We start from the raw sequence: 23,095 nt of genomic DNA on the forward strand, positions 1-23,095 counted from the left end.
TCACTGATCAGGGGGCTTCAACCTGGGCGGATAAGGCTTTAGGCGGGCGAGGGCGCGCAGGCCGCGGCTCAATTCAAAGCAGCAGCGAGACGCTGCCGTCGCGGTGGCGTTCCAGCCGGCCGGCGAGCTCCAGTTCCAGCAGCAGGATCTGCACCTCGCTGACCCGGGCGCCCGACAGCGCCACGAGATCGTCGACCGCCAGCGGCGAGGGGCCGAGCAGGCTCAAGATCCGCGAGCGCACGTCGTCGCTCGGCTCGGCCGCCTCCATGCCCGGCGTGTCTTCCTCCATATCCAGCACGGGCGGCCGGTCGCGCAGCGCGGCGAGCGCTTCCAGCACGTCTTCCGCCCCGGTGACCAGAGCGGCGCCCTGCCGGATCAGCGTATTGGTGCCGCCGGCGCGCGGATCGAGCGGCGAACCCGGCACGGCGAGCACCTCGCGCCCCTGCTCGGCGGCGAGGCGAGCGGTAATCAACGAGCCGGAGCGCTCTGCCGCCTCCACCACCACGACACCGAGCGAGAGGCCGGACACCAGCCGGTTGCGGCGGGGAAAATCGCGGGCACGCGGCTCCCAGCCCATCGGCATTTCCGTGAGGATCGCGCCTTCTTCGGCGATGCGCGCCATCAGCGGCTCGTTCTCGCGCGGATAGGGGCGGTCATGCCCGCCGGCGATGACGGCGATGGTGCCGGTGGCAAGGCTCGCCTCATGGGCGGCGGCGTCGATGCCGCGCGCCAGCCCGGAGGCGACGGCCCAGCCCGCCAGGCCGAGGCCGCGCGCCATGCGCGCCGTGATCATCCGGCCGGCGCCGGAGGCGTTGCGCGCCCCGACAATGGCGACGGTGGGCTGCGCCAGCACCTCCGCCCGGCCGCGCAGGGCGAGGAGCGGCGGCGCATCGTCGATAGTGCGCAGCAGGGCCGGGTATTCCGGCTCGCCCAGCGCGATGAAGCGCCCGCCCATCCGCGTCAGCGCCGCCATCTCCGCCTCAGCCTCGGCAATGGACGGCACGCGCGGGGGCAGCAGCCCGCCGCCGCGCCGGGCCAGGGCGGGCAGGGCGTCGAGTGCGGCGGCGGCGCCGCCGAAACGGTTGATCAGGCTGCGGAAGGCGCGGGGGCCGACATGCTCGGCGCGGATGAGGCGGAGCCAGTCGCGGCGCTGTTCAGGGTCGAGATGAACGCCGCGCCCGCTCACGCGCTACCCTTTCTTGCCGATGCGCCCTTCGGTGCCGTCGAGGAGGCGGCTTATGTTGGCCCGGTGCATGAACCACAGCAGCGCGGCGAGAAGGCTCAGCAGCACGCCGACCGGGGTGGAGGCGAGGAAGAACGCCGACAGCGCGGTGGCGACGCTCGCCACCAGCGCGGCGAGGGAGGAGTAGCGGGTGGCAAACGCCACGCCGAGCCACACGACCGCGAAGACCAGCGCCGCCGGCCAGGCCAGCGCCAGCGTCACGCCGAGAAAGGTGGCGACGCCCTTGCCGCCCTTGAACCCCAGCCAGACCGGGAAGAGATGGCCGAGAAAGGCGCCCAGCGCCGCCGCCAGCGCGGCCTCGGGGCCGAGCCACGCCAGCGCCAGCAGCACGGCCACGGTGCCCTTCAGCGCATCGCCCAGCAGCGTTGCCGCCGCCAGCCCCTTGCGGCCGGTGCGCAGCACATTGGTCGCGCCGATATTGCCGGAGCCGATGCTGCGAATGTCCTGCGTGCCGGCCATCCGGGTGAGCAGGAGGCCGAACGGGATCGAGCCGAGGGCGTAACCCAGCAGCAATGCGGCGAGGCTCGACAGAGCGGGCAGGGACGGGTTCATGCCTGCGACCTTACAGACTTCCGGGCGGTTGCACAGAGGGGCGCGGGCGCGCGGTGGCGCCCGTCACACATATTCATATACGGTGCGGCCGGCGACCAGCGTGCGCACCACCCGGCCTTCGAAACGCGCCTCGTCGAAGGGCGTGTTGCGGCAGCGCGATTTGAGCGTGAGCGGGTCGAGAATCCAGGCGTCGTCCAGCGCGAGCAGGGCGATATCCGCCCGCGCGCCGGGGCGCAGCGTGCCGGCGGGCAGGCCGAGGCGTTCCGCCGGCTTCGTCGACATGGCGCGGATCAGCGTCATCAGGTCGAGCCCGCCCGAGGTGACGAGGCGCAGGCCGGCCGCGAGCATGGTCTCCAGTCCCACCGCGCCGAAAGCGGCCTCGGAGAAGGGCAGGCGCTTCACCTCCACATCCTGCGGGTTGTGGTCGGAGACGATGATGTCGACCAGCCCCTCCGCCACCGCCTGCACCAGCGCGAGGCGGTCGTCCTCCGCGCGCAGCGGCGGGGTGAGCTTGAAGAAGGTGCGGTAGCCGACCACGTCGCGCTCGTTCAGCGTGAGGTGGTTGATGGAGGCCGAGGCGGTGACGTCGATGCCCGCATCCTTGGCCCGGCGCAGCACTTCCAGCGAATCGGCGCAGGTGAGCGAGGCGGCGTGGTAGCGCCCGCCGGTGATGGCGGCGAGCCGCACATCGCGCTCGAACACGATGGTCTCCGCCGCTTTGGAGAGGCCGGCGAGGCCGAGGCGCGAGGCGAGTTCGCCTTCATTCATAACGCCTTCGCCGGCGAGGCTGGCATCCTGGGTGTGATGGACGATGAGCGCGCCGAAATCGCGACCATAGGTCAGCGCGCGGCGCAGCACCTGCGCCGAGCCGATGGAACGGGTGCCGTCGGTGAAGGCCACCGCGCCGGCGGCACCGAGCAGGCCGATCTCCGTCATCTCCCGCCCTTCCAGCCCCTTGGTGAGGGCGGCCATGGGGTGGACATTGACGATGGCGGTGTCGCGCGCCCGGCGCAGGATGAAGTCGACGATGGCGGGATCGTCGATGACCGGATCGGTGTCGGGCTGGCAAATGATGGTGGTGACGCCGCCCGCCGCCGCCGCCTGGCTGGCGGAGGCGAGCGTCTCGCGGTGCTCGGCGCCGGGCTCGCCGATGAAGGCGCGCATGTCGACGAGGCCCGGCACGGCGACCAACCGGCGGCAGTCGACGATCTCCGTCTCCGGCGGCAGGCCGTCGGCGAGGTTCGGGGCGATGTCCTTGATCACGCCGTCGGCGATGAGGATGTCGCCGCGCGTGTCGAGGTCGCGCGAGGGGTCGATCAGGCGCGCCTTGGCGAGCAGGATGGGGCGAGGCTCATGCATTGGGCAAATTCCGCGACAGCGCGTCCAGCACGGCCATGCGGACGGCGACGCCCATCTCGACCTGCTCGCGGATGAGGGACTGGGCGCCGTCGGCCACCGCCGAATCGATCTCGACGCCGCGATTCATCGGGCCGGGATGCATCACCAGCGCGTCGGGCTTGGCGAAGCGCAGCTTGGCCTCGTCGAGGCCCCAAAAGTGGAAATATTCTTTCACCGAAGGCACATAGGAGCCGTTCATGCGTTCGCGCTGGAGGCGCAGCATCATCACGATGTCCACGCCGGCCAGCCCCTCGCGCATGTCGCGATAGACGGTGACGCCGAAGCGCTCGATGTCCTTGGGCAGCAGGGTCGGCGGCGCGATGACCCGCACCTGCGCACCGAGCGCCTGCAGCAGCAGCATGTTGGAGCGGGCGACGCGCGAATGGGTGATGTCGCCGCAGATGGCGACGGTCAGCCCTTCGATGCGGCCCTTGTTGCGGCGGATGGTGAGCGCGTCGAGCAGCGCCTGGGTCGGGTGCTCATGCGCGCCGTCGCCGGCATTGACCACGGCGCAGTCGACCTTGCGGGCGAGCAGTTCCACCGCGCCGGAGGCGCTGTGACGGACGATCAGCACATCCGGGTGCATGGCGTTGAGCGTCGCGGCGGTGTCGATGAGCGTCTCGCCCTTCTTCACCGAGGAGGTGGAGACCGACATGTTCATCACATCGGCACCAAGGCGCTTGCCGGCGATCTCGAACGAGGCCTGGGTGCGGGTCGAGGCCTCGAAGAACAGGTTGATCTGGGTGCGCCCGCGCAGGGTCGCCCGTTTCTTCTCCACCTGCCGGTTGAGAAGCACGAACTCTTCGGCAAGATCGAGCAGGCCGATGATCTCCTGGGGAGACAGGCCCTCGATGCCGAGCAGGTGGCGGCGCGGAAGGGTGAAGCTGGCAGTCGGGTTCGATGTCATATCGAAGTCGGCTGGATAGAGGCGGCGGGGGGCGACGGCAAGCAGTTTAGCGCCGCAGGGCGCATTTCTCCGCGCCTTTCCCTTAGAGATGAGCGACGGCGGCGATGACCAGCGGCATGGTGACGGCGGCGAGCAGCGTCTGCACGGTGAGGATTTCCGCCAGCAGCGGCGCGTCGCCGCCCATCTGCCGGGCCAGTACATAGCCGTTCGGCGCCGAGGGCACGGCGGTGCTCACCGCGACGACGAGCAGGTCGACCTCGCGCAGGCCGAGCATGAGGCCGATGGCCACGCCGAGGGCGGGCAGCACCGCCAGCTTGACGAGGCAGGTGAAGCCGGTGGCAAGGCGCGGGCGGCGTAGATTCTCCAGCCGCAGCCCGGCGCCGACGACCAGCAGGCCGAGCGCCAGCGAGGAACGGCCGAGAATGTCGCCGAAGGTCATCAGCACCGCCGGCACCGGCAGGTGCAGCGCGTTGATCAGCGCGCCGATGCCGCAGGACCAGATGAAGGGGTTGCGCAGGATCTGCAGAATCAGCGCGCGGTTGCTGGCGCCGCCGTTCTCGCCATGGCGCGCCAGCACGATGACGCTGAGCGTGTTGAGCACGGGAATCATCACCGCCAGCCCGACGGCGGCCACCGCCAGCCCGCGCGGGCCGGCGAGCGAGCCGGAAATGGCGAGGACGATATAGGTGTTCCAGCGCAGCGCGCCCTGGAACACCGAGGTGTAGCTCGGCCCGGCGAGGCCGAGCGCCCGGCAGAGGGTGGGGCGGGCCAGCGACAGCGCCACCCCGACGATGGCGATGGCGCCGAGCAGGGCGGTGGACACTTCCAGCACCGCCACCTCGCCAAGGTCCGCCCGGGCGATGCTGACCACGAGCAGCGCCGGGAACAGGATGAAATAGGTCAGCCGTTCCAGCGCGATCCAGTGCGAATCCTCGGGCAGCAGCCCGCGCTTGAGCACCGCCCCGAGCGCGATGATGAGGAACACCGGCACCAGCGCGCCGAGCACAGCGGACATGTCGGCGCAGCTCCCCTGAACGCCTCAGCCCGGACCGGCGAGGAAGCGCAGCCGGTCCAGCGCGCCCTGCAGGATGAAGGCGGCCGCCTGCTGGTCCACCACTTCGGCGCGGCGGGCGCGGCTCATATCCATGGCGATCATGTCGCGCTCGACGGCGGCGGTGGACAGCCGCTCGTCCCACAGGATGATCGGCAGCTCGGTCAGCCGGGCGAGGTTGCGGGCGAAGGCGCGGGAGGATTGCGCGCGCGGGCCTTCGCTGCCGTCCATGTTCACCGGCAGGCCGAGCACGATGCCCACTGCGCCCCGCGCGGCGCCGAGGGAAAGAATGCGCGCGGCATCGGGGGTGAATTGCTTGCGGGCGATGGTTTCCACCGGGGCGGCAAGGCGCCGGTCGGGATCGGACGAGGCGACGCCGATGGTCTTGGTGCCGAGGTCGAGCCCGATCAGCCCGCCACGGGGCGGCAGGAGCGGGGCGGCATCGGTGATGGTGAGGATCGGGGCGGCCATGGCGGCATCGCCTAGCATGGCCGCGCGCGCCGCGCCATCGCGGCCGGCGGCCCGGGCTTGTGCGGGCGGGTTCCTGCCCTATCTTCCCCGCGCTCCCTGCAATGAAAGAGGCACGGCGATGAAGATCACCTGGTTCGGCCACGCGGCGTTTCGGCTCGATTTCGCCGGCACCTCGGTTCTGATCGACCCCTTCCTGACCGGCAACCCGGTATTTACCGGCGATTTCGGCGCCGCCATCGCCGGTGTGTCGCATGTGCTGCTGACGCACGGCCATGGCGACCATGTCGGTGACACGGTGGCGATTGCCCGCACCAATGAGGCGACCGTGGTGGCGAATGCCGATCTCGCCAGCTGGCTTGGCCATCAGGGCGTCGCCAAGCTGGAGCCGATGAACACCGGCGACACGATCCATCAGGACGGCTTCACCGTGTCCATGGTGCGGGCCGATCATTCCTCGGGGATGATGGAGGAGGGGCGCACGGTCTATCTCGGCAACGCCAATGGCCTTATCGTCAAGGCGCCTGGCGAGCCCACCGTCTGGCACATGGGCGATACCGACATCTTCTCCGACATGGGTCTGATCGCCGAGCTGCACAAGCCGGATGTGGTGATCGTGCCGATCGGCGACCGCTTCACCATGGGGCCGGAACTCGCCGCCGTGGCGGTGTCGCGCTATCTCGGCGGGCTGACCATCATTCCCGCGCATTACGCCACGTTCGGCCTGCTGGAGCCGGGCGCCGAACGCTTCGTCTCGCTGGTGGGCGAAGAGGCGACCGTGGTGGTGCCGGACAAGGGCGTGCCGGTGACCCTGTCGCGGGGTTGAGCCGGCGTCAGGCGGCTTCGCGGCCGTCGAGGGCCGCGATGCCGGCGCGCACCGCCACCATCTGGCGGACCAGCGCGACGGCGATGAAGTGCTCCAGCGCGTCCATCAGTTTGGGTTCGGGCAGCACGCCCGGACCGCGCGCGCCTTGATCCTCCACGCGCCGCACCAGTTCCAGCGCGGTGGCTTCCTGCACGATACCGACGACATGCGAGCGGGAGATGCGGAAGGAGCGCGCCAGCTGCGAGATCGACAGCGGCGGGCCGTTGAGCCCGGTGCCGAACAGCGCCAGCGCGATCAGCAGCCCGCCATCGCGCTCGGCAAAATGGCCGATGGCGGGAATGTCGAGCGCCGGGCGCCAGCCCGCGCGCAGCGGCTGCAACAGGGTGCGCACGAACGGCACGAGGAAGACCGGGTCGTCGAGATGGCGCAGCCCGCGTTCGCCCTCTTCGGGCATGACGAGGGCGAGCGTCTTGAGCATGGTGCGCCAGCGCTCACGGTGGATCGCCATCAGCTTCTCGGTGACGACGAGCCGCCGCCGGCGCCCGTCCGCATCCGGCGCGGGGGCGATCATGCCGAACACCCGGAACGCCGCGAGGATGGCGCTGACGCGGCCGGGGCTGCACAGTTCGAGCGCCACCGCCTCGTTCTTCAGCCGGCCGGTGGTGAGGCCGGGCGCGCCGGGCTCCTCGAAATGCATGTCGAGAATCAGCAGTGCCAGCACGAATCGGCCGCGATCATTCAGCAGCCGGGTCAGCAGCACATTGCCGCGATAGGCATCGCTGAGCGAGACCGCCGCCTGCCGCGCGATCCAGGGAAAATCAGGGCGTGCCCTCAGCCGGGCGCGCTCCTGGACCTCGCCGGGCATCAGCGTCGCCCAACGGCAAACGGGGGAATCGACGGAGCGGGTCGTGGCCGAACTGCGCGCAACCATTCTTCTCCTCGTGGGCATTCGGTTCGACCAATAATCGACATTGCGGCAGGGCTCAAATGGACCAAAGTACCGTTCGGGTCTCCGGGCGAGATCCTGAACAGGATGTGATCATATGAGCCTCCCCTCTCGCTTCGTTCCGCTCGCGCGGCGCCTTGTGCCGGCTGCCTTCTGCGGCGGGTTGCTGGTCGCTCTCGCCGTGGGCGGTGCCGCCCCGGCCGAGGCTGCCGTCGTCTATTGCACTGGACCGGGCATCCCTGTGGGATGCGTGGTTCGTCCGACTCCTTATGCCGCGCCTGCGGCCCGCGCCGCCGTCGCCTGCACGCGCCCGGGATATCCCGTCGGTTGCACCGCCGGGGCGAATGTCAATGCGCGCGCTGTCGCCCGGCCGGGCCCGGGCGTCAACGTGAACGGCGGTGTCAACCGCGCGGGCGTGCGCTGATTATTAGTGTACCATGGAGACTGTCATGAAGCTTGCTTCCTTTGCGCGCCTCGGCGCGCTGTCCACCTCCGCCTGCGCCGCGCTCGTGCTGCTGGCCGGCGGCGTGGCCCAGGCCGACCAGGCCGCCGGCAATGCCTGCGCCGCCTCGCTGACCGCCGATGGCAAGGCGATCTATTCCGCTGTGATGGCGGCCGGCGACAGCGGTGACCTGCGCACCATCGTCACCGACACCACCAAGTCGCTCGCCATGTCCGGCCAGATCGACCGTGGCAATGCCCGCTCCAACGCGCAGGCGGCGGCGCAGTGCCTGGAGCAGGCGCGCTCCTGACGCCCGGCGTCACAGGCGAGGGCCGGTCGCCTCGCGCGGCCGGCCCTTTGCTTTGGCGGGCCGGATCGCCTGGTGTCCGAATCCCCACCGCTTGAGCGCGAGCGCAGTGCCGCGCGTTGCGGGGCGCGGTGCGTGCCTGCTATACGGCGCGCATCGGTTTCAGCGGATTGGGAATTCGGATGTCGGTCGATCAGGCGACGGTCCGGCGGGTGGCGCATCTGGCGCGCATCGCCGTGACAGAGGACGAGGTGGCCCACCTCCAGGGCGAGCTCAACGCCATCCTCGCCTTCGTGGAACAGCTCGGCGAAGTCGACACCGACGGCGTCGAGCCGATGACCAGCGTCATTCCCATGACCCTGCCGCTGCGGGCCGACGTGGTGAGCGACGGATTCTACGCCGAGCGCGTGCTCGCCAACGCGCCGGCGGCCGAGGATGGCTTCTTCGCCGTCCCGAAAGTGGTGGAGTGAGCCTCATGACCGATCTCACCCGCCTTTCCCTCACCGCCGCCCGCGAAGGGCTGGCCGAGGGCCATTTCACCGCCACCGAGCTGACGCAGGCCTATCTCGGCGCCATCGAGGCCGCCGGGGCGCTCAACGCCTATGTGCTGGCGACGCCGGAAAAGGCGCTCGCCATGGCCAAGGCCAGCGATGACCGCTACGCCAAGGGCGAGGCCGGGCCGCTCGACGGCCTGCCGCTCGGGGTGAAGGACAATTACGCGGTGGAGGGCGTGCGCACCACGGCCGGCTCCAACATCCTCAAGCACTTCGTCCCGCCCTATGAATCCACCGTCACCTCGCGGCTGTGGGGCGACGGCGCGGTGCTGCTGGGCAAGCTGAACCAGGACGAGTTCGCCATGGGCTCGTCCACCGAGACGAGCGCCTTCGGCCCGACGGTGAATCCGTGGCGGCGCGCCGGCTCGACCCAGCCCCTGGTGCCGGGCGGTTCGTCCGGCGGCTCGGCGGCGGCGGTGGCGGCGCATCTGTGCGCCGGCGCGGCGGGCACCGATACCGGCGGCTCGATCCGCCAGCCGGCGGCGTTCACCGGCACGGTGGGCATCAAGCCGACCTATGGCCGCTGCTCGCGCTGGGGCATCGTCGCCTATGCCTCCTCGCTCGACCAGGCCGGGCCGATCGCCCGCTCGGTCAACGACGCGGCGCTGCTGCTGCGCTCCATGGCCGGCCACGACCCGAAGGATTCGACCAGCGTCGACCAAGCGGTGCCGGACTATGAGGCGGCGGTGGGCGCCTCGGTGAAGGGCAAGCGCATCGGCATTCCGCGCGAATACCGCGTCGACGGCATGTCGCCGGAAATCGTCGCGCTGTGGGACAAGGGCGCCGACATGCTGCGCGCCGCCGGGGCCGAGATCGTCGACATCAGCCTGCCGCACACCAAATACGCGCTGCCCTCCTACTACATCGTCGCGCTGGCGGAGGCTTCCTCCAACCTCGCGCGCTATGACGGCGTGCGCTATGGCGAGCGCGTGCCCGGCCGCGACATTGTCGAGATGTATGAGAAGACCCGCGCCAGCGGCTTCGGCGCGGAAGTGCGCCGCCGCATCATGATCGGCACCTATGTGCTCTCGGCCGGCTATTACGACGCCTATTACCTCAAGGCGCAGAAGGTCCGCACGCTGATCAAGCGCGATTTCGAAACCGTCTTCGCCGATGGCATCGACGCCGTGCTGGCGCCGGCCACCCCGTCGCCGGCCTTCGGCATCGGCGAGAAATCCGGCGCCGACCCGGTGGCGATGTATCTGGAAGACGTGTTCACGGTGACGCTGAACATGGCCGGCCTGCCCGGCATCGCCGTGCCGGCGGGGCGCTCGGCCGAAGGGCTGCCGCTCGGCCTGCAACTGATCGGCCGGCCGTTCGGCGAGGAGACGTTGTTCTCGCTCGGCCAGGTGATCGAGGAGGCCGCCGGCCGCTTCGAGGTCTCCGACCGCTGGTGGGAGTGAGCCATGCCGCGCCTGCCCGCCAATGAGCGTTCGCTGGCGCCGTTCCGCGCCGAGATCGACGCCATCGACGCCGAGATCGTCGAGCTGCTCGCCCGGCGTCTGGAGGTGGTCAAGCACGTCATCGCGGTGAAGAAGGTGGAAGGCCTCGCCGCCTTCCTGCCCGAGCGGGTAGAGGACGTGATCGACAAGGTCAGCGCCCATGCCGAGACCAAGGGCGTGCCGCCCGAGCTGGTGGAAAAGCTCTGGCGGCAGCTGATCGAATGGGTGATCGCCTATGAGAATGAGCGGCTGGGCTGAGCCCCGCCGCTTACGCCTTCGCGCCCCGCCGCAGGCGCGGTGACGGCTTCAGCGGGCGAACAACCGGCGCAGCAGCGCCTCGCCGCGCATCAGGCGCTTGCGCCAGGACACGGTGAGCCGCCGGCGCAGCAGCGTGACATAGGCCTTGGAAAGGTCGGCGGTCGAGTTGCGCAGCCGCGCCAGTTCGGATTCCAGCGCGTTGCGCTCATTCACCAGCGCGCGCAGCGTCGCCACCGACATGTCCCCGCCGGCCGCCGTGGCGGCGCTGACCACCTGATCGCTCAGCGCCGCGCGGTCGATGAGGCTGTCCATGAGGCCGGCAAGCTCGGCATAGGGCTGGGGCACGGCGAGTTCCGGCCAGGCGAGCGCCCCGCGCCGCTCGGTGAACGGGCGGTGCCGGCTCTTCGCCGCCATGTCCGGCGGCAGATAGGCGTCCAGCACCGGCGCGTTGGCGCTGACATGAAAGCCCGGCTCCCGCTTCAGCGCGTTGACCGCGGCCACCGCCTGGCTGGCCATGTGGGCCTTGTAGTCGCTGCGGCTGCGCCAGCCGACATAATGCTTGAGGCATTTGCTGACGATCTGGTCGGGCGAGCGCACGGCGAAATGGGCGAGCTCGACGCCCGCGAGCCGCTGCACCGGCACGCTGGACCCGCCGAGCAGCAGGGCGTGGTTGCCCTCGACATAGGTGAGGGCCGGATCGGCGAACAGCGACGCGGGGGCGATGGCCTTGAAGATGTGGCCGGCCGGCGGTTCCAGCGCCGTGGTCAGCCGCACCAGCGGGTCGCGGATCGACATGTCGTCGGCGGGCGTCCAGCAATAGAACAGCGCGCCGACCCCGGCCGCGACCCCGTGCGGAACGGCGGACAGGCTGGCCTCGAAGGCGGCCCGGTCGGGCGCGCAGATCAGTTCATCGGCGTCGAGGGGCGCGATGAAGTCCCACCCACCCTGCGCCGCCACCTGATGCAGCAGGGCCGTGGTGCGGCGGCTCTGGTGAAAGCCGCCGGTCCAGCCATCATCGACCAGAGTGACGGTGGAGGATTCGGCCGCGAGGCGGCGCAGGATCTCGCTGGTAGTGTCGTTGGACCGATCGTCGACGACGAACATATGGTCGACGAAGTGAAGATTGTGCCGCACGAAGCCTTCGATGATGTCGGCTTCGTCCTTCACCAGCGAAATGGACGCAATACGCATTCGTGTCACCTCGGCCAACGGTATGCGGCCGGAGGCGACCCAATAGCAAGGTCACCGCGCGGGGTCGACCAGCGGCGTCGTCTTGGGGAGCTATTCGGCTTTCCAAAGATTGAACTGCGCGGCGTTGCGGCAGAAGCCGGGAACCGGCGCGGGCGCATCGTCCGATGCCGCCGCCTGCGTCTCGAACCAGCGGTGGCACTCCTCCGAATCGCGGCAGCCGAGGCAGCGCTGGGCGGCGGCCCGTACCTCCTGCGGCACGTCGGCGGACAGGGTCGCGAGGTCCACGCCGGCATGGCCGGCCATGGCGCGGAAGAGCGCCAGGCGCTCGTCAATCGTATCGACATCCATGGCATCTCTCCCTGTTGGCGGAGAGAGGGTGCCGGCGCGCGGGCGCGACGGCCTTGATTTCGCGCAAGGCGCGGTGCCGGAGCCGTGGCGCGGCTCCGGCACGGGCCCTCAGCGCCCGACCAGCGGGTCGGCGAGACCGACGACATAGAAGCCGAGCAGCAGCAGCGTGCCGGCGACGAGGAGATAGTACAGCGTCGGCAGGATGGTGATGCGCAGCGTCGCCCCCTCGCGGCCGAGCAGTCCGACGGTGGCCGAGGCGGCAACGACATTGTGGATGGCGATCATGTTGCCGGCGGCAGCGCCCACCGACTGGCCCGCCACCATCAGCGCCGAGGAGATGCCGAGCCCCTGCGCCACAGAGAACTGGAACTGGCTCAGCATGAGGTTGCTGACCGTGTTCGAGCCGGCGAGGAAGGCGCCGAGCGCGCCGATGGTGGGGGCGAAGAACGGGTAGACGGCGCCAACCTGCTCCGACACCCATTCGGCCACCAGCACCGGCATGCTGTCGAGATCATTGGCGTTGACGCCGGAATTGATCATCACCCGCACCATGGGCACGGTGAAGATCAGCACGAAGCCAGCGCCGATCAGCGTGCCGCTGCTCTCGCGCACCGCCGCGCCGAAGCCGGACAGCGACATGCGGTGCAGCACGACCGTAATCAGGCAGATGATGACGAGGAGCCCGCCGGGGGAGAACAGCAGCGGGAAATCGCCATTGATGCCCTGCTCACCGAACAGGTTGGTGAAGCTCAGCGTCGCGGATTTCAGCGCGTTGCCGACCGCCGGCACCATGCGGCTCACCACCAGCACCAGCGCCAGCAGCACATAGGGCGCCCAGGCCAGCGCGAGCGGTATGGTGCGCTTGGCGAGGCTGTCGAGGGTGATGTCGAGCTGGCCGAACCATTCCTTCGGCCATTCCGAGGCCGGCGCGAAGTCCCAGGAGGTCTTCGGCACCAGGAAGCCGGCGCGCGCCGCCAGCGTCATGATGGCGAGGCCGATGAGGCCGCCGAGCAGCGAGGGGAATTCCGCGCCGAGGAAGGTCGCCGCCAGCACATAGGGCACCGTCATGGCGAAGGCGCCGAGCAGGGCGAAGGGCAGGGCGGAGAGGCCCTCGGTCCAGGATTTGTTGCGGCCGAAGAAGCGGGTCATCACCATGATGAGGAACAGCGGCATCAGCGTGCCGCAAATGGCGTGGATGACCGCGACTTCCGTAGTGATGAGATGGAAGAAGGTCGCCCAGGTCGAGCCGGCCTGCGTCAGCTGCGCGGTGATCGCCGCCTGGTCGAGCCCGGTCTGCACGCCGACGATAAGCGGGGTGCCGACGGCGCCGAAGGACACGGGCGTCGACTGGATCATCATGCCGAACACCACCGCCGCCATGGCGGGGAAGCCCACCGCCACCATCAGCGGCGCCGCGACCGCCGCCGGGGTGCCGAAGCCCGAGGCGCCCTCGATGAAGGAGCCGAACAGCCAGGCGATAAGGATCACCTGCACGCGCCGGTCCGGGCTGATCGAGGTGAAGCCGGCGCGGATGGTGGAGATGGCGCCGGAGTGCTTCAGCGTGTTGAGCAGCAGGATGGCGCCGAAGATGATCCAGAGCAGCCCGGCGGTCTGCAGCAATCCCTGCAGCGTGGAAGCCATGACGCGGTTGGCGCTGACGCCCCAGAACAGCAACGCGATGACCACCGCCATCGCATAGGTGATCGGCATGACGATGCGGGCGGCGATGCGGAACCCGATGAGCAGGACGCCTGCCGAGAGAATCGGCAGAAAGGCAAGGAAAGCGAGCAGACCTGTCGACATCCCGGTGTTTCCTCCTGTGTCTCCCGCCTTTGCCGCCGGGAGTACGGACGGAACGGGGACGTTATTTGCTGGCGTTGCTCCTCCCGAGAGCGCTGGAACTGGTAAAATGTTCTTACCAGTGTCGCATTGCGGCCATGAATAAGCGAGACACATCGACGTGTCCTCTTGGTCATTGGTCTAGGAGGGGCGCAAAAACGTTGCGTCAGGTGGGGGCGGGTCGTTTGGCTCCGGCGCCCGGAGACAAGCGGCGAGGGACGGCGGCCGATGGCGGCAGCGCCGCCGCCGGGCCGCGTCATTGGCCGGACACGGCAGCGTGGCGCGCGAAACGGTTGTCAGGACCGGCAGGGGCGGGGTAGGGAACGCACACCGCGCTTTCGTGCCCGCGCACGCCAGAACAGGTCCGTCCGATGAACATGCATTCCCGCCCCGCCGACCCGAAGAAGCTGATCAAGGGTGCCACCGGCGACTGGGAGGTGGTGATCGGCATGGAAATCCATGCGCAGGTCACGTCGAACTCCAAACTGTTCTCCGGTTCCTCCACCGAGTTCGGCGGCGAGCCCAACAGCCATGTGTCGCTGGTCGACGCGGCGATGCCGGGCATGCTGCCGGTCATCAACGCCGAATGCGTGAAGCAGGCGGTGCGCACCGGGCTCGGCCTGAAGGCGCAGATCAACAACCGCTCGGTGTTCGACCGCAAGAACTACTTCTACCCGGACCTGCCGCAGGGCTACCAGATCAGCCAGTACAAGAGCCCCATCGTCGGTGAGGGCGTGGTGCTGGTCGACACCGCCGACGGGCAGATCGAGGTCGGGATCGAGCGCCTGCATCTGGAACAGGACGCGGGCAAGTCGATCCACGACCAGCACCCGACGCTCTCCCTGGTCGATCTCAACCGTTCGGGCGTCGCGCTGATGGAGATCGTCTCCAAGCCGGACCTGCGCTCCTCGGAAGAGGCGAAGGCCTATGTGACCAAGCTGCGCACCATTCTGCGCTATCTCGGCACCTGCGACGGCGACATGGAAAAGGGCTCGCTACGCGCCGACGTGAACGTCTCCGTGCGCAAGCCGGGCGAGGATTTCGGCACGCGCTGCGAGATCAAGAACGTCAACTCCATCCGCTTCATCGGCCAGGCGATCGAGACCGAGGCGCGCCGGCAGATCGGCATTCTGGAGGATGGCGGCAAGATCGACCAGGAGACTCGCCTGTTCGACCCCAACCGGGGCGAGACGCGCTCCATGCGCTCCAAGGAGGAAGCGCATGACTACCGCTACTTCCCCGACCCGGACCTGCTGCCGCTGGAATTCGACGACGCCTTCGTCGCCGAGCTGAAGGCGCATCTGCCCGAACTCCCCGACGAGAAGAAGGCCCGCTTCGTCTCCGCCTATGGCCTCTCCGCCTATGACGCCGACGTGCTCGTCGCCGAGAAGGAGACGGCGGCCTATTATGAGGAGGTCGCCAAGGGGCGCGACGCCAAGGCGGCGGCGAATTTCGTCATCAACGAGCTGTTCGGCCGGCTGAACAAGGAAGGCAAGGACATCGGCTCCTCGCCGGTCTCCGCCGCGCAGATCGGCGCCATTGTCGACCTGATCGCCGACGGCACCATCTCCGGCAAGATCGCCAAGGACCTGTTCGAGATCGTCTTCACCGAAGGCGGCGACCCGCGTGCGCTCGTCGAAGAGCGCGGCATGAAGCAGGTGACCGACACCGGCGCCATCGAGGCGGCGGTGGACGCCATCATCGCCGCCAACCCGGACAAGGTGGCGCAGGTGCAGGCCAAGCCGACCATGCTCGGCTGGTTCGTCGGCCAGGTGATGAAGCAGACCGGCGGCAAGGCCAACCCGCAGGCGGTCAACGACCTGCTGAAGGGCAAGCTCGGCATATGAGCGGCGCGGCGCCCGACGCTCCCGAGGCGGGCGCCGTCCGCATCGAAGAGGCGACGCGCGCCGACCTGCCGTCCATCGTCGGCATTCTCGCCCGCGAGACGCTGCTCGGCGTGCGCGACAGTGCCGACCCGGCCGACCTGCCGGATTATGAGCGCGCCTTCGCGGAGATCACCGCCGACCCGCGCGTCACCCTCTATGTGGCGCGGCTGGACGGGCGGGTGGTCGGCACCTTTCAGCTGGTGTTTTTCCGCGCGCTGCTGCGCCACGGCATGCTGCTCGCCCATGCCGAGGCGGTGCAGGTGGACCCGGAGGTGCGCGGCCGGGGCGTCGGCCGGGCGATGATGGATTTCGCCATCGCCGAGGCCCGGCGCCGGGGCGCCGGCTCGCTGCAGCTCGCCTCCAACAAGCAGCGCCTCGACGCGCACCGCTTCTATGAGCGCGCCGGCTTCGAGAAGCGGCTCGACGGCTTCAAGATCGACCTCTCCAACCACTGAGCGCGCGACGCCTCACGGCAGGCAGCGGGCCATGAACACGTGCCAGGCCTTGGCGCCGGTGAGGTTGTGCCGGGCCTTATAGGCCTGCCATTCGGCGTTGCAGCGGTTCAGCGCCTCGCGGTCGCTCTCCTGCGGCGCACGGGTGAGGGCGGGAGCGGGCTCGGGCGCCGGTGTCGCCGCCGGCCGCGGCACGGACGGCACCGAGGTTTTCGGCGGCGGATTTTGCGGCGCGGGGGGCGCGGCGGGCGCGGCTTCCTTCGGCGCGGGTGGCGGCTCCGCCGGCTTGCCGTCCAGCACGCCAGTGCCGGCGAGGCATTCCTGCGCGAATTCGCGATAGGTCTGCTTGCCGGTCTGGTTCTTCGCCTTCATCTCGTTCCACAGATCCGCGCACTGCTTGATCGAGGGCTGGGCGGCGGCGGCGGAGGCGCCGGTGGGGGTCGCGTTGCGCCGGGGCGCCGGCGCGGCAGCGGGCTCGCCCGCCGGCTTCGTCTCCGTGGCCGCCGGCTTAGTCTCTGGCTTGGCCTCGGGCGCGGCCGGCGCCGGGCTCGCGGCCGGCGCACCGCTCGCGGCCTCCTTCAGGCACTGGGCGGAGAACTCGCGAAAATTCTGCGCGCCGGTCTGGCCGGCTTCCTTCAGCGCGTTCCAGCGGTCGGCGCAGATTTTTGCCGGCGAGGGCGATTCCGGCGCCTGCGCACGCGCCGCGCCGGCGAACGAGGTGGCCAGGAGAACAGCGCCGAGCAGGCGGAACAGGACGGCTGGTTTCACGCGCACGGTCTCGCTTGGGGGAAGGCGCTCGGCGCCGGGCGGGCAAATCTAGCCGCATCCGCCGGATGAGGCGAGCGCCCGCCGCCGCGCAAGACCGTGCGCGGTGGAAAGGGCCGCCCTGCCGCGCTTGCCAGCGGTTCGGGGCGGCACTAGTTCTGGTGTCCTGCGCCCCATGGAGGGCGAAGGGGGAGCGCCTCATGTCCCAGCTGCAGACCCGCCCGATCCAGCTCTATTACTGGCCGACGCCGAATGGCTGGAAAATCTCCATCATGCTGGAGGAATGCGGGCTTCCCTATGAGGTGAACCCGGTCAATATCGGCCGTGGCGACCAGTTCAAGCCCGACTTTCTGGCGCTGTCGCCCAACAACAAGATACCGGCGATCCTCGACCCCGAAGGGCCGGACGGGGCGCCGCTCTCGGTGTTCGAATCGGGGGCGATCCTGCAATATCTCGGCCGCAAGACCGGGATGTTCTATCCCGCCGACGAGCGTGGGCGGGTGGAAGTGGACCAGTGGCTGTTCTGGCAGATGGCCGGGCTGGGGCCGATGGCAGGGCAGGCGCACCATTTCCGCATCTACGCGCCGGAGAAAATCCCCTACGCCATCGAGCGCTACACCAAGGAAGTGCACCGGCTCTACGGGGTGCTGAATGCGCGCCTCGCCGACCGACCGTTCCTCGCCGGCGATTATTCCATCGCCGACATCGCCTGCATCGGCTGGGCGAAGCTGTGGGAGCGGCAGGGGCAGGATATCAAGGAATTCCCGCATTTCGCCGGCTGGCTGGAGCGCGTGCTGGCTCGGCCGGCGGTGAAGCGGGGCCTCGCGCTGAACGCGGAGGACCGCACCAAGATCGACTTCGCCACCGACAAGCAGGCGCAGAGCGTGCTGTTCGGCCAGCGCCCGCCCGGCTGAGCGGCGCGCCCCCCGTGGCCGCGCGGGCCAAGGCCGTGTGCCAAGTCGGTGGTCCGGGTGCGTGGTCGGCTTCTGGGGGCTGCGCGGGCCTCCGCCTGGCATCGCCGCGCGCCAAGTCGGTGGATCGGATGCGTATTCGGCCTTGACCGGGGGGCGGTGGAAACCTAGACAGGTCGCCGGCTCGCAACGCGCCGCCGCAAGGCGACCTACGCAGCCGGCTGGAGACGTGGCCGAGAGGCTGAAGGCACTCGTTTGCTAAATGAGCAGGCCCCCAAAAGGGCCTCGAGGGTTCGAATCCCTCCGTCTCCGCCACCTATTTTTCAATCGAAATAACCAAGCAAAATCAATCAGTTGGCAGTTGCGCCAGCTTGTGTTGCCCCACACGCTACCCCACACATTTTACCCCACACGTTTGGGCTTGAGGTGCGGGGCATCGAGTGCGGCGCGCCGTCGCGGCTCTCGCTTGATGGCGTACGGGCGAGTCGCGGGGCCTCTGCCGTTCTCCACACCGCCGCTTGTTCTCTTTTCGTTCTCGTGTTTCGATCCGGGCACGAGGAGAGGCCGCCATGCAGACGAAACCCGACAGCACCCCCGAAGAGCAGCCTGACGCCCCCGAGGCGCCCGCCTTCGACATCTCCGAGGCGGACATAGACGAGGTGATAGCGACCTGCTCAGGGGACCCTAGGGCGGCCATACGCGCCCTTCTGATAGGCCAGCAGTTCCTAGAGGCAGCGCTTGAAGAGGCCCGCAAGGAGGCGTCTTGGGGCTACGTGAGGGGGCGCCCTTCGCGTTGGACGAAGGATGCGCCGGAAGGGTGAGCTAAGCCCCGGAATGATTCTCATGGGGCACCCGTGGTGCGTGGTGTTCCCCGAAGCGGAAGTGAACCACGACCACATGCGGGGCGCCGGGTTTTATCGCTCACATGCCGTTCGGAGCGTGGGGCGCACGAGGAATGGTGTGCGGGAGGTGCTCATATGCTTTGCTGACAGGGCCGATGCGGTGGCCTTTCAGCGGCACGCGGGCGGGGTTTTGGAGGGGGAGTGAATGGCTGAAGAAGAGAAGGGAGATATTTGGGCGAGGCGCGCACTCGATGGACATCGGGAGCGGAAGGAGAACCAGCTTCTGGCCGCAACAGAGTCTGCGAATATAGCCCTTAAAGGGCTTCTCTTGTTGAACGGAGGGGCTGCCATCGCGCTACTGGCGTTCCTCGCAAACGTCGTGAAGGAAGAGGCCACATCTGCCGCCGCTCAGAAGTTGGTCTTTTCGATACACGCTGCAATGGGTTCGCTGGCGTATGGAGCTGCGGCTGCAGTTGGCGCGGCAATGTTCGGTTACTTGACCAACAGAGCTTATGCCGAATGTATCGGTACGAAGCATGAAAGCTTAGAGCGCCCATATCTCAGGGAGACATGCGCCTCGAAATTATGGGGCGCGGTCGCGGGAACTCTGAACGTTTTGGGAGTCTTAAGCGCGGCAGCGTCTCTGTACTTCTTTGTCATTGGGGTATCTGGAGTTCAGATAAGGTAGCCGCGCCGTCGCCCTGACCTCCACGCCCGCCGTGTACACCCGAAACGGCACCGCTTACGCCTCCAGCCGAGACGTTGCGGCGTTCTTCGGAAAGCAGCACGGGCACGTCATTCGCGACATTGAGGCGCTCATCGCGGGTGCGCCCGCATGTGCCTCCAATTTTGGAGAGACATCGGAAACCGTTGCAATGCCTCGCGGCGGCACCCGCCAGTCCCGCACCTACGAGATGACCCGCGACGGCTTCACGCCCCTCGCGATGGGCTTCACCGGGAAGACGGCGCTCGCCTTCAAGGTCCGCTACATCGAAGAGTTCAACCGCATGGAGGCGCAGTTGAAGATGCCTCAGGCGCCCCAGCTCCCGAACTTCATGGACCCCGGAGAGGCGGCCACTTTGAGTTCACCCCTGCGTGGGCGAAACCATGGGTGGAGCCCACCACGGTAGACCAAGCGCGTGCGTCGCTTTGTCATTAACTCCCTCTTCAACGCAAACTAGCGCCTTTTCCTTTGCCTCTTCCAGTGAATTAAGCCAGCGCCCGAAGGGCGGGCTGTAGTCTTCTGCTCTAGTGCCATGCCGGCACCACAGAACCCATCGCCCTCGTGTCTGCGGAGCAATGTGAACGTACCAATCATCGACTTTGCTATACCACACTCCATTCGGCATTTGATGCCACTGTAAGTCGGCGTATTTTAGCTTCAAGCGCCTCCGCTGCCGCAAAAGCATTCCGACGATTGCCAGCAGTTCACCAGATACGCGGGTCTCTCCAGATAGAGCACGTTGAATGCCTCGGACAGTGGCGCTTATGTCGCGATGGTCGCCATGCTTCGCCATGTGGTTCGCCAGATCACCGGGCGTCATCCAAAGTTCTTTAAGAGCACCCCGGAATTGTTCGGTTATCGCCTCAGGCGTGGGCTTGGAGGCGAACAACCCCGGATCATCAGTGGTCTCAATCATATCATTCTCCATTTTGTCGCACACTGGACGACAGAATGTCGTGTGTAAAGTGTCGAAATGGCTGATGACCGACCCCATCACCCGCAACGGCAACGCAACGACCACCTACCGCATCCGCGCGGTCCCGCTGGAGGGGAACCCGTGGTTCGCTTTAGCTGATATCCGCCTTGTCCTCGGGCGGCAGCGGGGAGGAGATGAGACCGCCGCGCTCGGCGGCGACGAACAGCGGGTTGTCCGTGAGTTGAGCGGGGCTCCACTCAAAGGGCACGGGCTGAAGCTGGTATCCGAGAGCGGCCTCTACAAGCTCATCATGAGCAGCAAGAAGCCGGAGGCGCGCGCTCTTCAGGAATGGGTGACGCGCGAGGTTCTTCCGACCATCAGGAAGACGGGCGGCTACGTCCTTCAGGGCGCCGACCGGGCGACCGTTGGCGAGGGCACGGTGGCCGAGATGCCGGACGTTGGGGGAGAGCTTATGCCTCCTGTAGAGGGGGCGGGGGCCATTCCTGAGGGAGCGCCGCCGTCCCCTTCAAAGGCACCGAGACCCTCGCCATCGACCACCCGGAGAAGGGGGACCTGATGGCAGCACGCGACTTGCTGGAGCGTTGCGGCTACGACCTCACGGTGGCGAGCGCCACGAGCATACTCAACAAGCTCGGCGTGCCTGACGAGGCGCGCGTCCTTGTGAAGCGCTCTAACGTGGCCAATTGCCACCTTAGCCGCTTCCCCAATCGTGGCCTCATCTTCCTCACCCGCGCCGGCCGCAACCACGTTCTCATGGCATCCACAAAGCCGGAGGCGAAGGAGCTCCGTGAGTGGCTCGCCGGGGAAGTGGTGGTCTCTCCGCGCCGTCTTGACCGGGAATCTCCCACGGATTCATAAATCTGCGGCACACGTGGGGACCCGCTGACGGATGCCGAAGATTGCCACAAACGACCTCCTCAAATCGCTCTTCCAAATCCGCAATACGTTCCCCGAGATGCCGCTTCCGCTGGCGATAATGCTTCTCACCGTGGCCGAACATGAAGGCGCCACGGCTTCCGAAATCGGCAAGCTGGTGGGCGTCGGTCGGCAGCACTTCCGGCAACTTCTTCGGCTCGGCAAGGGGGACTTCAAAGGGCCGGGGCTGAACCTCGTAGCTCACTTGCCCCACGAGGACGGGCGGTCGGCGCGGATATACCTGACTAAGGCGGGCCGCCGCGTTGTTGCGGAACTTCGTGCCGGAGTGGCGCGGCAGGCAGAAGCGGCCGGGTGAAATCCATCACCACCGTGAATCCAAACGCCGAATGGATTCAAAAAACTCATTGGACGCTGGATTCATCGCTCCCTTACTCAGGTGCCCTCACCACCACCCAAAGAAAACTGAGGGCACCCGCCGTGGAATTCACGATCCGAGCTTTTGAACTCAGCATAACCCGCAGCTCCTTCTTCCTTGCCGCCCCGTTGTTTGGAGAGGTGTTCATCGAGCCCAACTATGCACGCCGCCCCGGCCGCCCGTGGATCGAATGGGAGAGAATCGGGAAGAGCGTCCAGATTTGGGCCGGGCGCGCTTATCTGTCATGGGGCCGGTGACATGGCGGCGCTTGAAGCCGAGGTAGAGCGCCGTCTTGCCCTTCGCCTCGCGTCCCTCGGAGCGTGACCCATGCGGGACCTCATGGAACGCCTCGGCTCCTTCGGGGCATGCGCCCTCGTGCTCGGCTACATCGCCAGCGCGCCCCTCGGGATGATCTATTGGGGCGCGAAGGGTTGGCTCTTGGGCGTCGTGCTTTCGCTCATCCTGCCGTGGTTCGGGGCCGTGAGCGTGCTGGTTCAAATCGTTCGCTGACAAGAGTTTGGGGCTAACCCCTCACTATCGCTATTACGGATCGTTCGCCCGCCTCGCCTGCCCAGTAGGGGCTAACCCCCCACTATCGCGAATACGGATCATTCGCCCGCCCTTCTGCCGAACCCTTCGGTGGTCGTGGCGGGCGTCTTCCGTTCTGGCGACAAGCCCAACCCCGGAGCGCGCGAATAGCCGCCCCGCTACCAGCACCCCCGCGTGAGGCCCTCACCATGACCACAACCATTGAACCCGTCATTGACCTCCCGTTCCTCGCCCGCGAGATCAATGATGCCCACCGGCAGGTACTCTTCCACGGCAAGTCCATGCTGATGGAGGCCAAGCGGGCCGGAGAGGCGTTGCTAGACGCCAAGAGGACGGTCGAGCACGGAAAGTTCAAGGCGTGGATCAAGGCGAACTGCGGATGCTCCTACGAGTCCGCAAAGGAGTACATGCGTGTCGCCAAGCACAGCAAAAGGGTGGACCTCCACCTTTTTGACGGCGGCATCCGCGCCTTCCTCGACGCCATTGCGGCCGAACGCCAGTCCGAGCCCTCCACCCCTCGCGAGTTCAGCCGAGAGGACGCCGAACGCGCCCTCAAATTCCACGCCCTCGCCACCCGAGGCGCCACGGAAGGGGAACAGGCGGCAGCCTCCAGCAAGCTCGCCAGCTTCGCCAAGGAGTTCGGGATGACCCCGGAAGCGGCGGTCGGTGAGCGTCCCTCCCATCGTCTCGTTACATACCCAAGAGAGGCATAACTATCTCGGCCAGCGTCTCGACCCTTTCATACAGGCGGTAGAGAACCCACGCCCTGTGACCCCAAACGAGGCACAGGTGGAGATAGCGAACGAGAGTCGGTTCACGAGGAGTGCAATTCCTCATGGCCAATTCTCCCACTTCGACCGGATTGAACCCCGGTGGCCCGTCTGTCGCAGAATTGCGCGACGGCATCTGGCGATGCCCGAAGGACTTCAGCCTTGATCGTGTGGGAGGGACACCCACGACATTTCA

General features: G+C 67.8%; 28 protein-coding genes and 1 tRNA gene. 18 read left to right on the forward strand and 11 right to left on the reverse strand.

The features are described 5' to 3' along the window. Nucleotides 1-73 precede the first annotated feature (73 nt). The 6 genes from dprA to ruvX form a co-directional block, all read right to left on the reverse strand. A complete protein-coding gene (dprA, locus tag ACO07Z_RS04210) occupies nt 74-1,186 on the reverse strand; it encodes a DNA-processing protein DprA (protein WP_421697518.1) in 1,113 nt (370 codons plus the stop codon). A gap of 3 nt (nt 1,187-1,189) precedes the next feature. Next, entirely contained in the window at nt 1,190-1,795 is a 606-nt protein-coding gene (gene plsY / locus ACO07Z_RS04215; protein ID WP_421697519.1) for a glycerol-3-phosphate 1-O-acyltransferase PlsY, read from the reverse strand. A gap of 63 nt (nt 1,796-1,858) precedes the next feature. Further along, complete coding sequence (locus ACO07Z_RS04220; RefSeq protein WP_421697520.1) at nt 1,859-3,154, reverse strand: dihydroorotase; 1,296 nt, start codon at nt 3,152-3,154, stop codon at nt 1,859-1,861. Further along, the gene (locus tag ACO07Z_RS04225) at nt 3,147-4,100 is read right to left on the reverse strand and encodes an aspartate carbamoyltransferase catalytic subunit (RefSeq protein WP_421697521.1); all 954 of its coding nucleotides are present in this window, start codon (nt 4,098-4,100) and stop codon (nt 3,147-3,149) included. Before ACO07Z_RS04225 ends, ACO07Z_RS04220 begins: the two co-directional genes overlap by 8 nt. 82 nt (nt 4,101-4,182) lie before the next feature. Next, on the reverse strand, nt 4,183-5,115 hold the full coding sequence (locus ACO07Z_RS04230; protein WP_421697522.1) for an AEC family transporter: 933 nt from the start codon (nt 5,113-5,115) through the stop codon (nt 4,183-4,185). A gap of 24 nt (nt 5,116-5,139) precedes the next feature. Continuing rightward, nucleotides 5,140-5,622 (reverse strand): Holliday junction resolvase RuvX, encoded by a 483-nt coding sequence (gene ruvX, locus ACO07Z_RS04235; protein ID WP_244376862.1) that lies wholly within the window; start codon nt 5,620-5,622, stop codon nt 5,140-5,142. 118 nt (nt 5,623-5,740) lie between these two features. Between ruvX and ACO07Z_RS04240 the strand changes: the two genes are divergently transcribed. Beyond that, nucleotides 5,741-6,445 (forward strand): metal-dependent hydrolase, encoded by a 705-nt coding sequence (locus ACO07Z_RS04240; RefSeq protein ID WP_421697523.1) that lies wholly within the window; start codon nt 5,741-5,743, stop codon nt 6,443-6,445. Between the two features lie 7 nt (nt 6,446-6,452). Here ACO07Z_RS04240 and ACO07Z_RS04245 read toward each other — a convergent pair whose 3' ends face one another. Continuing rightward, on the reverse strand, nt 6,453-7,310 hold the full coding sequence (locus ACO07Z_RS04245) for a MarR family transcriptional regulator (protein WP_421697524.1): 858 nt from the start codon (nt 7,308-7,310) through the stop codon (nt 6,453-6,455). Between the two features lie 530 nt (nt 7,311-7,840). Here ACO07Z_RS04245 and ACO07Z_RS04250 point away from each other — a divergent pair. The 4 genes from ACO07Z_RS04250 to ACO07Z_RS04265 all read left to right on the forward strand — a co-directional run bounded on the left by ACO07Z_RS04250 (nt 7,841) and on the right by ACO07Z_RS04265 (nt 10,394). Continuing rightward, entirely contained in the window at nt 7,841-8,143 is a 303-nt protein-coding gene (locus ACO07Z_RS04250; protein ID WP_421697525.1) for a hypothetical protein, read from the forward strand. 179 nt (nt 8,144-8,322) lie between these two features. After that, entirely contained in the window at nt 8,323-8,610 is a 288-nt protein-coding gene (gene gatC, locus ACO07Z_RS04255) for an Asp-tRNA(Asn)/Glu-tRNA(Gln) amidotransferase subunit GatC (protein ID WP_371345920.1), read from the forward strand. A 5-nt stretch (nt 8,611-8,615) separates the two neighbouring features. Beyond that, nucleotides 8,616-10,097 (forward strand): Asp-tRNA(Asn)/Glu-tRNA(Gln) amidotransferase subunit GatA, encoded by a 1,482-nt coding sequence (gatA, locus tag ACO07Z_RS04260; protein ID WP_421697526.1) that lies wholly within the window; start codon nt 8,616-8,618, stop codon nt 10,095-10,097. 3 nt (nt 10,098-10,100) lie between these two features. Further along, nucleotides 10,101-10,394 carry a chorismate mutase gene (locus ACO07Z_RS04265; RefSeq protein WP_244376855.1) on the forward strand — a complete coding sequence of 98 codons (294 nt, stop codon included), beginning with the start codon at nt 10,101-10,103 and terminating at the stop codon, nt 10,392-10,394. 48 nt (nt 10,395-10,442) lie between these two features. On the opposite strand, the gene ACO07Z_RS04270 is transcribed toward ACO07Z_RS04265, so the two are convergent. The 3 genes from ACO07Z_RS04270 to ACO07Z_RS04280 form a co-directional block, all read right to left on the reverse strand. Next, nucleotides 10,443-11,585 carry a glycosyltransferase family 2 protein gene (locus tag ACO07Z_RS04270; RefSeq protein WP_421697527.1) on the reverse strand — a complete coding sequence of 381 codons (1,143 nt, stop codon included), beginning with the start codon at nt 11,583-11,585 and terminating at the stop codon, nt 10,443-10,445. A gap of 90 nt (nt 11,586-11,675) precedes the next feature. Then, nucleotides 11,676-11,933: a DUF6455 family protein gene (locus tag ACO07Z_RS04275; protein ID WP_421697528.1), complete on the reverse strand. Its 258-nt coding sequence runs from the start codon at nt 11,931-11,933 to the stop codon at nt 11,676-11,678. Between the two features lie 108 nt (nt 11,934-12,041). Beyond that, nucleotides 12,042-13,736: an L-lactate permease gene (locus tag ACO07Z_RS04280; protein ID WP_421697529.1), complete on the reverse strand. Its 1,695-nt coding sequence runs from the start codon at nt 13,734-13,736 to the stop codon at nt 12,042-12,044. A 407-nt stretch (nt 13,737-14,143) separates the two neighbouring features. Between ACO07Z_RS04280 and gatB the strand changes: the two genes are divergently transcribed. Beyond that, on the forward strand, nt 14,144-15,619 hold the full coding sequence (gatB, locus tag ACO07Z_RS04285; protein WP_421697530.1) for an Asp-tRNA(Asn)/Glu-tRNA(Gln) amidotransferase subunit GatB: 1,476 nt from the start codon (nt 14,144-14,146) through the stop codon (nt 15,617-15,619). Further along, a complete protein-coding gene (locus ACO07Z_RS04290) occupies nt 15,616-16,113 on the forward strand; it encodes a GNAT family N-acetyltransferase (protein WP_421697531.1) in 498 nt (165 codons plus the stop codon). Before gatB ends, ACO07Z_RS04290 begins: the two co-directional genes overlap by 4 nt. 12 nt (nt 16,114-16,125) lie before the next feature. Here ACO07Z_RS04290 and ACO07Z_RS04295 read toward each other — a convergent pair whose 3' ends face one another. After that, nucleotides 16,126-16,878, reverse strand: a complete 753-nt coding sequence (locus ACO07Z_RS04295) for a hypothetical protein (protein WP_421697532.1) — start codon at nt 16,876-16,878, stop codon at nt 16,126-16,128. Between the two features lie 197 nt (nt 16,879-17,075). Between ACO07Z_RS04295 and ACO07Z_RS04300 the strand changes: the two genes are divergently transcribed. The 11 genes from ACO07Z_RS04300 (at nt 17,076) to ACO07Z_RS04350 (ending at nt 22,842) form a co-directional block, all read left to right on the forward strand. Continuing rightward, nucleotides 17,076-17,789 carry a glutathione S-transferase N-terminal domain-containing protein gene (locus ACO07Z_RS04300; RefSeq protein ID WP_421697533.1) on the forward strand — a complete coding sequence of 238 codons (714 nt, stop codon included), beginning with the start codon at nt 17,076-17,078 and terminating at the stop codon, nt 17,787-17,789. Nucleotides 17,790-18,009: 220 nt separating this feature from the next. Then, a tRNA-Ser gene (locus ACO07Z_RS04305) sits at nt 18,010-18,101 on the forward strand. Nucleotides 18,102-18,355: 254 nt separating this feature from the next. After that, nucleotides 18,356-18,607: a hypothetical protein gene (locus ACO07Z_RS04310; protein WP_421697534.1), complete on the forward strand. Its 252-nt coding sequence runs from the start codon at nt 18,356-18,358 to the stop codon at nt 18,605-18,607. Between the two features lie 226 nt (nt 18,608-18,833). Next, complete coding sequence (locus tag ACO07Z_RS04315) at nt 18,834-19,316, forward strand: hypothetical protein (RefSeq protein ID WP_421697535.1); 483 nt, start codon at nt 18,834-18,836, stop codon at nt 19,314-19,316. 31 nt (nt 19,317-19,347) lie between these two features. Further along, the gene (locus ACO07Z_RS04320) at nt 19,348-19,758 is read left to right on the forward strand and encodes a Rha family transcriptional regulator (protein WP_421697536.1); all 411 of its coding nucleotides are present in this window, start codon (nt 19,348-19,350) and stop codon (nt 19,756-19,758) included. A gap of 574 nt (nt 19,759-20,332) precedes the next feature. After that, complete coding sequence (locus ACO07Z_RS04325; RefSeq protein WP_421697537.1) at nt 20,333-20,845, forward strand: Bro-N domain-containing protein; 513 nt, start codon at nt 20,333-20,335, stop codon at nt 20,843-20,845. After that, nucleotides 20,845-21,147: a Bro-N domain-containing protein gene (locus tag ACO07Z_RS04330; protein ID WP_421697538.1), complete on the forward strand. Its 303-nt coding sequence runs from the start codon at nt 20,845-20,847 to the stop codon at nt 21,145-21,147. Before ACO07Z_RS04325 ends, ACO07Z_RS04330 begins: the two co-directional genes overlap by 1 nt. Before the next feature lie 31 nt (nt 21,148-21,178). Then, nucleotides 21,179-21,520 carry a hypothetical protein gene (locus ACO07Z_RS04335; protein ID WP_421697539.1) on the forward strand — a complete coding sequence of 114 codons (342 nt, stop codon included), beginning with the start codon at nt 21,179-21,181 and terminating at the stop codon, nt 21,518-21,520. Next, nucleotides 21,517-21,837 carry a hypothetical protein gene (locus ACO07Z_RS04340; RefSeq protein ID WP_421697540.1) on the forward strand — a complete coding sequence of 107 codons (321 nt, stop codon included), beginning with the start codon at nt 21,517-21,519 and terminating at the stop codon, nt 21,835-21,837. The genes ACO07Z_RS04335 and ACO07Z_RS04340 overlap by 4 nt, the downstream gene beginning before the upstream one ends. A gap of 70 nt (nt 21,838-21,907) precedes the next feature. After that, on the forward strand, nt 21,908-22,090 hold the full coding sequence (locus ACO07Z_RS04345; protein ID WP_421697541.1) for a hypothetical protein: 183 nt from the start codon (nt 21,908-21,910) through the stop codon (nt 22,088-22,090). A gap of 227 nt (nt 22,091-22,317) precedes the next feature. After that, nucleotides 22,318-22,842, forward strand: coding sequence for a DUF3102 domain-containing protein (locus ACO07Z_RS04350; protein ID WP_421697542.1), 525 nt, complete (start codon nt 22,318-22,320; stop codon nt 22,840-22,842). Nucleotides 22,843-23,095: the final 253 nt, after the last annotated feature.

The organism is Ancylobacter sp. (assembly GCF_965229075.1).
Taxonomy (GTDB): Bacteria; Pseudomonadota; Alphaproteobacteria; order Rhizobiales; family Xanthobacteraceae; genus Ancylobacter.